The sequence below is a fragment of the Acidobacteriota bacterium genome (genome assembly GCA_016716905.1).
In the GTDB taxonomy this organism is placed as follows: Bacteria; Acidobacteriota; Vicinamibacteria; order Vicinamibacterales; family SCN-69-37; genus SYFT01.
The window spans coordinates 745,573-756,546 of record JADJUS010000004.1 but is presented as its reverse complement, the minus strand read 5'-3'; the positions used below and the strand labels follow the sequence as shown (position 1 = coordinate 756,546).

The following is a 10,974-nucleotide window of genomic DNA, read 5'->3' as shown; positions in this document are numbered from 1 at the left end:
GTGCGCACCATGCACAACCCACTTGCCCGACGTCTTGGCGTCAGCACCCTGCTTCTGGCCGCGATGGTGTGGCCGCTCACCTCGTCTCCTCTGGCTCAGCAGACACCTGCGGCGCCCTCAGCGGCGTCCACGGTGCCCAGGGATCTGAAGCCGCTCCTGCTCGCACGCCAGAGCGAAATGCGAATTCCCGTGCAGTGGTACAACGCCGATCGCCAGGTGCTCGCGCAAAACTATCTGCCGGGTGTCGGTGGTGGCGGTGGGGGTCGCGGGGGTGGCGGTGGACGAGGCGGCGGTCGCGCAGGTGGCGCGCCCGATGCTGCGCTCGCAGCTCCCGCAGCACCGGCGATCGTTGTGCCGTCACTTTCTGCGAACCGCATCGCACGCCTCAAACGCCTGGATATGGACTGGCAGCTGGCGCTGACGCGAATTGACGCAGCGCGATTGTCGCCAGCCGCCCAGGCCGACCTCACGCAGCTCAAAACCACGATCGCGAACAACATGGCCGCGCTCGACGCCGACGCCAAGGTCATTGCCGCGCTGACGCCGGTGGTGCCGTTCGCCCGGGACCTCACCGAAATCTATGAAGCCCGCGTCCGCGTCGACAACATGGATGCGCAGGCCACGGCCGGCCGTGTCACCAAGGTTCAGAAAGACATTGCCGCCATTCGCGCGAAGGTGGAATCGGGTGCCATTCAAATCGCGCCGGATCTGGCACGACAGGCGGCCGCTGCCGTGGATGGCCTCAGGTCGTCCATGGCCGAGTGGTTCGGGTTCTACAACGAATACGACCCGCTGTTCACGTGGTGGATGAACCTGCCCTACGCCCACGTCAACCGTGGCCTCGGTGAATACGCGGCACTACTGCGCGACAAGATCGCGACGGCCAATCAGCAAAACTCCGGACACACGCCCGCGAGCGCCGTCATCGCTCCGGCAGCGGCACCACTGCGTCCCTCGGTCCCCGACCTCCAGAAGCTGATGGCTCTGCCCCAGGACGAATCCATCGACATCGTCACGGCCTTCCGCGGCGCAGCAGGTGGTGGTGGCGGTGGTGGTCGTGGAGGCGGCCGTGGTGCAGCGCCCGGCGCGGCCCCGGCGCCCGTGCGCGATGCCGCGTTCCATCAGGCGTGGCTCGAGGCCCTCAAGACGCTCGACTTCGACCGGCTTTCGCGCAACGCGCAGGTCAACTACCTGGCCATCAAACGCATGTGCGAACAGCAGATTGCCCGGGCGAGCTTCGTACCGCCCACCAACATCCCGCGCAAGACCGACAACAGCGGCATCCCGGGACCCGCGCGCGGGCGCGATGGCCTGATTCTGGACCTCGCCGACGAAATGATTCCCTACTCACCCGAGCAACTCATCGAACTGGGCAATCGGGAGTTCGCGTGGACGGTCAAGGAGATGGAGAAGGCCGCGGCCCAGCTGGGTTTTGGCGGCGACTGGATGAAGGCCCTCGAGCACACGAAGAACACGGCCGTGCCTCCGGGCAAACAGCCCGAGATGATTCGCGACCTCGTGTACTACGCGGCTGACTACCTGGTCGCCAACGACCTGATCACGGTGACGCCGGTGAATCGGGAAGCCCTGCGCATGGGCATGATGTCGCCAGAGCGCCAGCTCGTGAACCCATTTTTCCTTGGCGGGTCGCAGATCACCGTGTCGTACCCGACCAACACCATGGAGTACGACCTGCGCCTGCAGAGCATGCGCGGCAACAACCCCGGCTTCTCCAACGCCACGGCCGGGCATGAACTCATCCCCGGCCACAACTACACGGGTTACATGGGCCAGCGCCTGGCTGGCCATCGCGCCAACCTGGGCGTCAGCACGCCGTTTTACGGCGAAGGCTGGCCGCTGTACTGGGAAACGCTGTTCTACGAGATCGGCTTCCACGACACACCGGAGAAGAAGGTCGGCGCACTTTTCTGGCGCATGCACCGCGCCGCGCGCATCGTCTTTTCATTGAACTTTCACATGGGCCGCTGGTCACCGCAGGAAGCGATCGACTTCCTGGTGAACGAAGTCGGTCACGAACGCGAGAACGCCACCGCCGAAGTGCGCCGCTCGTTCCAGGGCAACTACGGTCCGCTCTACCAGGCGGCCTACCTGCTGGGCGGCTTGCAGCTGCGCGGCCTCAAGGCCGACCTTGTGGACTCGGGCCAGATGACGCTGAAGGAGTTCCACGACGCGGTTGTGCTGCAGGGCTCGATGCCCTTCCCGCTGACGCGGCTGGCCATCTCGAAGATGCCGCTCACGCGCGACATGAACCTCGATTGGAAATTTTACGGGGAACTGGGCACGCGGTAGACGGCCGCGTGTGAAGACAAACGGGTGACCACGTGATGGTTCAGTAGAAATGCTGCAACCAGGCAGGAAAGGCCGACGCCGGGTAGAAGGAGCGCGAACACCGAATCGATTTCGTTCTTGTCGAACATCCTCATCGTGGTCAGCAGGAGGCCAAACGGAAGGAATGCTGCCGCGAGCGGACCGCCGGCTGAGTTGAATCGCGTCACAAGCGCACTGCCTAGCGCCAGGATGCCGCTCAGGAACAGCAGGACACCTGGCCGCCAATCACCTGAGACTGGTCCGACCAGAACCAGGTGAGCGACTCCAGCGCAGAGCCAATACAGCATCGGAGTGGCCAGGGGTAGTACCGTCATCGTGAAGATCAATCGAGTCGCGCTGATCGGCATCGCTTTCAGGCGGCGCAGGAATGGCGAGAGTCCGGCGCCGATGCCAACGGGGCCGAGCAGCATCAGCACCACGGGACCACCGACAAACAGGAACTCGAGGTCGCTCACTCCCGTGTCGAACGGACTCCGGATGTCGCCGCGCACACCGACCGCAAACGCGATGAACGCCGCCAACGAGAGCAACGACACCACCACTGCGCTCGCCAGTTGGCCCGGCAAAAGACGACTGATTCCCCGGAGCCGATCGATCCAGCGGTCAGTGGACTTCGGTGGTACGCGCGCCGTCGGAGCCAGATGCTGCCGTTCGTGAAGTATCCCCAATGAGGGCCATTCGTTCTTGGTCACGAGCACCGGCCACGTCGCCACCACGAGACCGGCGAGTGCGATGACAACGTGCAGCCACGTCACGCCGGCGACAGAACGGGGCACCAGCTCCGGAGTCGCGAAGGGAATGAACATCCAGACGGCTATTCCGAACATCCCAAGCGCCTCACGGGGATCCAGCAATTGCCGCAGCCCTGTCCACGGGGTATCGGCGCGCTGGTGTTCCCACACCGACACGCCGATGTAGATGGCATCGAAGCTCGCGAGCAGCAACACGGCTTCCACCGTCATGCCAGGCGAGCCGCCTGCCAGTGGTGCGCCGAGCACCACCAGCAGTCGGCCGGCCATGATCGCAACCGGAAACACCATCACGGTGCACCACGCCGAGCGGAGCGCCGTATCCGCAGCCAGGGGCAATACCCGCAGTTCCCTCGACCAGAAGATGCCGATGGTCAGCAGTGAACCCCCAGCCGTCATCAGGGCCATTGCGTTCATGAGGCGGAGGCTCGGGCCACTCGACGTGGCGGCGCTCATGAAGCCCATGAAGAACAAGTTCACCATGGGCCAGCGCACCCGCCACAACTGCGCGCGGATCAGATGCCACATCATGCGGACTGGCCCAGCGCCACGAACAGATCCTCGAGAGACAGAGTGGCATCAGAAAGCGGCGTTAGTCCCTGCTGAGCGAGTTGTGCGCTGGGGAACGTCTGTTGGTCCACCAGCAGACGCCACCGCGTGCCGGCCTTCTGCTGCACGAGCACGCCTGGCTGATGCTCGATGCGCGCCGCCTGTTCGGCAGGCAAGTCGATCAAGCGGAACCGTTCGAGGATATCCGCCATGGGGCCCTCGAAGACCAGTTGTCCTTGACGAATCATCCCGACATGGTCGGCAAAGCGCTCAAGGTCGGTGATGCCGTGCGAGGAAATGAAGACCGCGCGATCTTCACCTTGCACCGCCGAAAGCAGTTCGGCGAAGACCTGTCGCTTCGAGATCGCGTCAAGTCCCACCGTGGGCTCGTCGAGGACCAGCAACTGCGGGCGCCACGAGAGGGCAAGCATCAGCGACAGTTTGATGCGGGCGCCGAACGACAGGGTCAGCACTCTGGCGTCCGGATGCAGTCCGAACGTCTCCATCAGCTGCTGGCAGTACTGGTCGTCCCATGTGGGATAAAACCCCTTGACGAACGCGATGATTCGCCCGACGCGTCCCCACGACGAGTGCGTGAGTTCCGGCCCCACGTATCCGGTCCGCAATTTCATCGCCTTCTCGTCGCGACGATGGTCCAGCCCGAGGGCGGTGATGGTTCCCGCGTCTTCCTTTCCCAAACCGAATATCAAGTCGATCGTCGTCGTCTTGCCCGAGCCGTTGGGGCCGACGAAACCGTAGATGGCGCCCATCGGCACGGTCAGATCCAGAGGGCCGAGGGTGAAGGCACCGTACGACTTCTTCAGGCCGCGAATCTCAAGCGCGTTTGCGGACATGTTTCGGCTCTCCTGATGCGAGGTGTTCCTCGGCGTGTTCCTTGAGCACGGACTGGGCGAGCTGGCTGATCGCGCGTGGGGACAGTCCGGCTTCGGAAGCCTCGCGCGCGCCCTCGCGGAACAGCTCACGAGCCCGCGCCGTTTTCACCTCGCGGCTGCGATCGGGCGCGACCTCTGAGACAAACGTGCCAAGCCCCTGGCGGCGATAGATGATTCCCTCGCGTTCGAGATCTTCGTACGCGCGTTTGACCGTGATCACGCTGACCAGCAGGTCTGCAGCCAAGCCGCGGAATGACGGGAGCGGAGTTCCGCCTGGGAGGCGGCCTTCACTGACTTCACGCTTGAGCGCGTTGACGATCTGCAGGTACAACGGCCCTTGCGCCGAGGCCGACAGCGGTCCGATGAGCAGGGTACGTTCCTGAACCACGGTTACTGTATATAGTGTCTATATACACTGTGTCAAGCGGACGACCTGCCCTGACAGTTACGACTTGCGCAGCCGCAAGGCGTTCGCGATCACCGACACCGAACTGAGGCTCATTGCGCCCGCGGCAATCATCGGGCTCAACAACAACCCGAAGAACGGATACAACACGCCAGCGGCCACCGGCACGCCCACCGTGTTGTAGACAAACGCAAAGAACAGATTCTGTTTGATATTCGCCATCGTCTGGCGCGAGAGATGCGTGGCGCGCGCGACGCCGCGGAGGTCGCCTTGCACCAGCGTCACACCCGCGCTCTCCATGGCCACATCGGTGCCGGTGCCCATCGCGATGCCGACCTGCGCCTGCGCCAGCGCCGGCGCATCGTTGATACCGTCGCCGGCCATGGCGACGATGCGTCCCTCGGACTGCAGTTTCTTGATGGCTGCAGCCTTGCCTTCTGGCTTCACGTCGGCGATCACCTCGTCGAGCCCCAGCTGTTTCGCCACCGCCTGCGCGGTGGTCACGTTGTCGCCGGTCATCATCACCAGACGCAGACCTTCTTTCCTGAGCGACGCAATCGCCTCAGGAGTGCTGGCCTTGATGGGATCAGCTACTCCCAGCAACCCAGCGAACACCCGATCAACCGACACAAACATCACGGTCTGCCCCAGCGCGCGCAAGGCTTCTGCCCGCGCGGCCAGGGGCGTCACATCCACACCCACCGACTGCATGAGATCGCGATTGCCAACCGCCACGTCACGGCCACCCACCCGGCCCCGGACGCCCTGCCCGGTAATCGACTCAAACGTCTCGGTCACCGCTGGGCGCAAGCCCTTCGCTTCGATTTCCTTGACGAGGCCCTTTACGATGGCATCGGCGAGGGGATGTTCACTGCCAATCTCGATGCCCGCGGCGAGTGGCAGCCACGACGTGTCGCCAGCCGTGACCGGCTCGACACTCACGAGCGCTGGTTTGCCTTCGGTCAGTGTGCCCGTCTTGTCGAACACCAGGGTGTCCACGTCACGCAGCACTTCAATCGCCTCGGCGTTCCGGAACAGCACGCCCATCGTGGCACCGCGGCCCGTCGCCACCATGATGGACATGGGCGTCGCGAGGCCCAGCGCGCAGGGACACGCGATGATCAGCACCGCCACCGCGTTGATCAACGCATGCGCCAAACGCGGCTCGGGCCCCACCAGGCTCCAGGCGATGAATGTCACGATGGCAATCAGGATCACCGTCGGCACAAAGATGCCGGATACGCGATCGGCCAGCTTCTGAATCGGTGCGCGGCTGCGCTGCGCTTCGGCCACCATCGCGACAATGCGGGCGAGGAGGGTGTCGCCGCCGACGCGTTCGGCGCGCATGATGAACGAGCCCGTCCCGTTGATCGTGGCGCCGACAACCTTGTCGTTCGGCTCCTTCTTGACGGGAACGGGTTCGCCGCTGATCATCGATTCGTCCACGCGGCTCGAGCCTTCGAGCACGACGCCATCCACGGGTATTTTCTCGCCGGGGCGGACGCGAAGGCGATCACCCGCGTGCACGTAGGCGAGTGGCACCTCGTGTTCGCTGCCGTCTTCCTTCACCTGGCGCGCGGTGGCCGGCGACAGACCCAGCAGTTTGCGAATGGCCGACCCAGTCTGGCTGCGGGCGCGCAGTTCGAGCACCTGGCCGAGCAGGATCAAGGTCACGATGACGGCTGCCGCCTCGAAGTACACAGCCACGGCGCCGTTGTGGCTGAACTGGTGCGGGAAGACTCCCGGTGCAAGTGTGGCCACCACGCTGTAGCCGAAGGCGACGCCGACACCCAGGCCAATCAACGTGAACATGTTCAGGTTGCCGGTTCGCACCGAGTTCACGGCGCGCAGGTAAAACGGCCACGCGGCCCAAAGGCACACAGGTGTGGCCAGCGCGAACTGGATCCACGCGGCTGACCGCATCGAGAGTGGTGCAAGCCCGAACATCTCGACCATCGCCACCGCCATCACGGGCACACTCAACGCGGCCGAAATCCAGAACCGGCGCGTCATGTCCTTGAGTTCGTGGTTCTCGGGCTCCTCCGCAGAAAGCGACGTGATTTCCAGCTCAAGCGCCATGCCGCACTTCGGACAGTCGCCCGGCTTCGACTCCCGGATTTCCGGGTCCATGGGGCAGATCCAGACTTGGGAACCCGGGGCCTGGGGTCCTGGAGTCCAGGGGTCTTGAAGTCCCGGAGTCCTGTGTTGCGGAGGCGGGACGCTTCAAGGTCAGAGTGACTGGAACGGCTTGCCCCGCCGTAGGCTTGCCCATGCCCTTCGGCCCGCTCTTGAGCCAGCCTGTGGGGTCGGCTTCGAACTTCAGCCGGCAACCCTGTCCGCAAAAGTAGTACGTCGTCCCCTCGAACTCGAACGAACCGCCCTTGTTCTTTGCAGGGTCCACGGTCATGCCGCAGACGGGATCGATGTGCGTGGCCACCAAATGCAGCATAGCAGGCCCGCTTTCAGGGGCTAGAATGGGGCACCGTTTTTAAGGAGCCTTCTGAGCCCATGCCCGATCATCGTCCTGTCCATGCCCCCAACCTGCCCGCCCCTGTTGGGCCGTATTCGCCGGGGATGGGGTTTGAACGTCTCGTCTTTGTGTCCGGCCAGGGTGCCACCGACCCATCCACCGGCAAGCTGGCGGGCGCCGACGCCACCCTCCAGACCGAGCAGTGTTTGAAAAACCTGCAGGCGATTCTGCAGGCTGCGGGATCCGACCTGCAGTACGTGCTGCGGTGTGGCGTCTTCCTGCTCGACATGGGCGAGTTTCAGGCGATGAACGCCGTGTACTCGCGCATGTTTGGTGACCACCGCCCCGCACGCACCACCATTCAGGCCGCCGCGTTGCCTGGCGTGGGCCTGCGCGTCGAAATTGACTGCATTGCGTACGTCCCTGATTCATCCCGTTAACCGCTTGTGAGTGTTTCGAGGAGTTCTGGAATGACGAAGCCCCTGTCTTTCACTGTCATGACCGCGTCTCTGCTCGTCGCAGGCGCGGCCGTCAGCGCCGGTGTGCTGGCGGCGGCGCAGACCGCACCGCCACCGCCTCCGACACAACAGCCTCCGACGACCATCGGTGGCAGAGTCGGCGGGCAGCCTCCCGCTGGTGGCCGTCAGGGCCGCGGCGGCGCCCCGAGGCTACCCGCGATGGGTGGCGGCGCGTGTGAGAACAGTCCGTACAACTGCCCCGACGCACCCAATCCACTGCCGAAGGCCGACACCGTGTGGCTGGAAGAGATGACGTGGATGGATGTGCGCGATGCGATGAAGGCCGGCAAAACCACGGTCATTATTGCCACCGGCGGCATTGAACCGAACGGGCCGTGGCTTGCGCTTGGCAAACACAACTACGTGCTCAAGGCGAACTGCGACGCGATTGCACGCAAACTCGGCGACGCGCTCTGCGCACCCATCGTGCCGTTTGTGCCCGAAGGCAACCTGGATACGAGATCGAGCCACATGGCCACGATGGGCACCATCAGCATGCGCGAGGAGACGTTTAATGCGCTCTTGAGCGACATCGTGATGAGCATGCGGCAGCACGGCTTCGAGCACATCATCATGATTGGTGACAGCGGCGGCAACGGACGCGGCATGACGGCCGTCGCCGAGAAGTACACGAAGGAATGGGCGGGCAAGCCCATCGTGGCGCACGTGTCCGAGCACTACACCTACAGCGCGGTGACGAAGTTCGCGATCGAGAACAAGCTCATCCCCGCAGACACCAAGAGCGACGGCCTGCATGATGACCCGGTCATCACGCTGAACATGATGGTGACCGATCCGTACTCGGTGCGATGGGCGGAGCGCGTGAAGGCCGGCAAGGCCTCCATCGACGGCGTCTCAATCGCCGACAAGGACAAGGCCATTGCAGCAGGGAAACAGATCGTAGACTTCAGAGCGACGGTGACAGCTGATGCCATCAGGAAGGTGCGAGGCAAGTAGACCGTCGCCTGTCCCTTGTCATTCGTAATGGCGAAATGTCACAAATGACCGAAATGGCGAAATGCGGATAAACCAATGTAGGGAAGAATGTGCGAATGTCCAGGGCGCGCAATGAACGAATGACCTTGGAGCTGCAGATTCAACCACTGGACACCAAAGACATTCCGGCATTCTTCCCTACAATCGCTCTGTCCGACATTTCGCCATTTCGGTCATTTGTGACATTTCGCCATTACGAGCGAAGCGCAATGGGTCGTCTGGCCGCGTCGAGTGTCAACGTGAGCCCCGCTGCCCGCCCGGGAATCCGGTCGGGCGTTGCATACGTCCGATACGCAGGAAGAAAGCGGCTGATGTAATCCGTGATCGCTTCGCGGCTCAGTCCTGGCTTGCCTGAGGCCTTCATCGCTTCCTCGGCTTCCACGCGCCAGGTCAGCACGTATTCGGGATCCTGCGCGCGGAGCACCACCCACACGTCTGCCTGGTCGGTCCACCTGGTGTATTCGGCAAGCGCTTCATTGGCCGGGGTCAGGCGGGGATCGGGCAGCGCGTCGGCTTCCACCGGCGCAAAGCCGAGCATCCACCCTTCCAACACGATCACATCAAGCGGACCGCTCACCTCTCGCCAGGTGTCTTCCGGCGCGCGATCGCCTCGTCCACCATGCGCGGACTTGTCGTACACCGGCACACGCGTGGTCTCGCCTTCCTTCAATGCCTTGAGCGCGCGAAGGGTGCGCTCGCCCAGCGCCACATCGTGGGTGCCCGGGTACCCGCGATGCTCCAGGTACGGATTGCCGGGATTCGCCGCCGCGAGTCGCAGCTGGTCTTCACGCGTGAGATAAAAATCGTCCACGGACACGCCTGCCCCGCGCAGACCCATCGCCGGAAGCCCTTGCAGGAAATGCGTGACCAGGGTCGTCTTGCCCGCACCTTGCGGAGCCTGAAGACCAATCACCAGCGGCCGCCGAGACGCTGCCGCAATCTGCGCAAAACAAAACTCGTGAACAGGCTGGTGAAGTGGAAGAAAGCGCGCGTCAGACATGGGGGTAACGATAGACGATTACCGATTCGCGATTCCAGATTGCCAATTCAACCACCCCCACACGAGCGGAATCCACAGCAGGTTGGACACAAGCAGGTGCGCCATCTGCAGTGTTAGCGGCGCAAGTAACAGGAGATTGATGACGCCCAGTGCGCATTGACCAACGATGAGCATCATGACCAGTTGGCGGGGTGTGGCCTGCGTTTCACCGGCAAACACGGGGCTGCGCCAGGCGAGCCAGAACAAGTAGCCCGCGATGGTGACCGCGAGGATGGGATGCCAGATGCGGAGCCGGATCAGGAAATGCGCCGTGGGGTCGAGATCGGCCGCAATGCCTTCAGCCAGTGATGCGTGTGGAAACAAGGTGTCGCCCAGCGCCACGATCGCCCCCGTGGCGGCCACCGCGAGCATGGCCACCATCGCGATGGTGAACCCAGCGCCGGCCCCGCCCGCAGAGACCGGTGATGCGTCGCGGTTGGAGGCCGGAGGCCGCGCCGCCCAAATCGTGGTGGTCATGGCGGCCACAAGCAGCAGCGTGTTCACCAGATGCCCGCCCACGTAACCCGCACGCAACGCGGAAGCGTTGTCTTCCACCAGCCTGAGCAGGACGATGCCTGCGCCGACCGCCGCTTCGATGACCATGAAGACCAGCGTGATGGCCGCCCACTTGCGCGCGGCATGGCCGGCGGGAAACGTGCGGCGGGCGAGCACCACCAGCCCCAGCGCCATCACCATCACCAGTCCGCTGGTCACCCGGTGCACAAATTCGATGACCGTGCCCACCGCCGGCGCCAGTGGCACGACTTCCCCGTTGCACAGCGGCCAGTGGCTTCCACACCCCGCGCCAGACCCGGTGGCGCGCACCACGGCGCCCCAGACGATGACGAGGATCGTCACCCCGAGGGTCAGCCAGCCGTACCGGACAAATGCGCGAATTGGGTCGGAAGTCATGCGACGAACTCCGAATCGATCATACAGAAGGTAATCTACGAGGGTGACGCCATCGCCCATTGCGGATGAATTCCGCTCGCGCCTGTCTGCGCG

The 10,974-nt window shown here is 63.8% G+C and carries 10 protein-coding genes; 3 read left to right on the top strand and 7 right to left on the bottom strand.

Annotation, left to right across the window (positions count from 1 at the left end):
* Positions 1 to 9 precede the first annotated feature (9 nt).
* A complete protein-coding gene (locus IPL75_07280) occupies positions 10 to 2,310 on the top strand; it encodes a DUF885 family protein (GenBank protein ID MBK9240059.1) in 2,301 nt (766 codons plus the stop codon).
* Here the strand turns inward: IPL75_07280 and IPL75_07275 are convergent.
* The 5 genes from IPL75_07275 to IPL75_07255 are packed head-to-tail and all read right to left on the bottom strand — an operon-like array spanning position 2,286 to position 7,395.
* Complete coding sequence (locus IPL75_07275; GenBank protein MBK9240058.1) at positions 2,286 to 3,629, bottom strand: hypothetical protein; 1,344 nt, start codon at positions 3,627 to 3,629, stop codon at positions 2,286 to 2,288. The genes IPL75_07280 and IPL75_07275 overlap by 25 nt on opposite strands.
* A complete protein-coding gene (locus tag IPL75_07270; protein ID MBK9240057.1) occupies positions 3,626 to 4,501 on the bottom strand; it encodes an ABC transporter ATP-binding protein in 876 nt (291 codons plus the stop codon). The genes IPL75_07275 and IPL75_07270 overlap by 4 nt, the downstream gene beginning before the upstream one ends.
* Positions 4,482 to 4,928 carry a GntR family transcriptional regulator gene (locus IPL75_07265; protein MBK9240056.1) on the bottom strand — a complete coding sequence of 149 codons (447 nt, stop codon included), beginning with the start codon at positions 4,926 to 4,928 and terminating at the stop codon, positions 4,482 to 4,484. The genes IPL75_07270 and IPL75_07265 overlap by 20 nt, the downstream gene beginning before the upstream one ends.
* 57 nt (positions 4,929 to 4,985) lie before the next feature.
* Positions 4,986 to 7,076 (bottom strand): copper-translocating P-type ATPase, encoded by a 2,091-nt coding sequence (locus IPL75_07260; GenBank protein MBK9240055.1) that lies wholly within the window; start codon positions 7,074 to 7,076, stop codon positions 4,986 to 4,988.
* Entirely contained in the window at positions 7,015 to 7,395 is a 381-nt protein-coding gene (locus IPL75_07255; GenBank protein ID MBK9240054.1) for a YHS domain-containing protein, read from the bottom strand. Before IPL75_07255 ends, IPL75_07260 begins: the two co-directional genes overlap by 62 nt.
* 59 nt (positions 7,396 to 7,454) lie before the next feature.
* Here IPL75_07255 and IPL75_07250 point away from each other — a divergent pair, with 59 nt between their 5' ends.
* Positions 7,455 to 7,856, top strand: coding sequence for a reactive intermediate/imine deaminase (locus IPL75_07250; GenBank protein ID MBK9240053.1), 402 nt, complete (start codon positions 7,455 to 7,457; stop codon positions 7,854 to 7,856).
* Between the two features lie 30 nt (positions 7,857 to 7,886).
* The gene (locus IPL75_07245) at positions 7,887 to 8,891 is read left to right on the top strand and encodes a creatininase family protein (protein MBK9240052.1); all 1,005 of its coding nucleotides are present in this window, start codon (positions 7,887 to 7,889) and stop codon (positions 8,889 to 8,891) included.
* A gap of 232 nt (positions 8,892 to 9,123) precedes the next feature.
* Here the strand turns inward: IPL75_07245 and IPL75_07240 are convergent, their stop codons facing one another.
* Positions 9,124 to 9,930 (bottom strand): hypothetical protein, encoded by an 807-nt coding sequence (locus tag IPL75_07240; GenBank protein MBK9240051.1) that lies wholly within the window; start codon positions 9,928 to 9,930, stop codon positions 9,124 to 9,126.
* Positions 9,931 to 9,948: 18 nt separating this feature from the next.
* Positions 9,949 to 10,881: a COX15/CtaA family protein gene (locus IPL75_07235; protein ID MBK9240050.1), complete on the bottom strand. Its 933-nt coding sequence runs from the start codon at positions 10,879 to 10,881 to the stop codon at positions 9,949 to 9,951.
* Between the last annotated feature and the right edge of the window lie 93 nt (positions 10,882 to 10,974).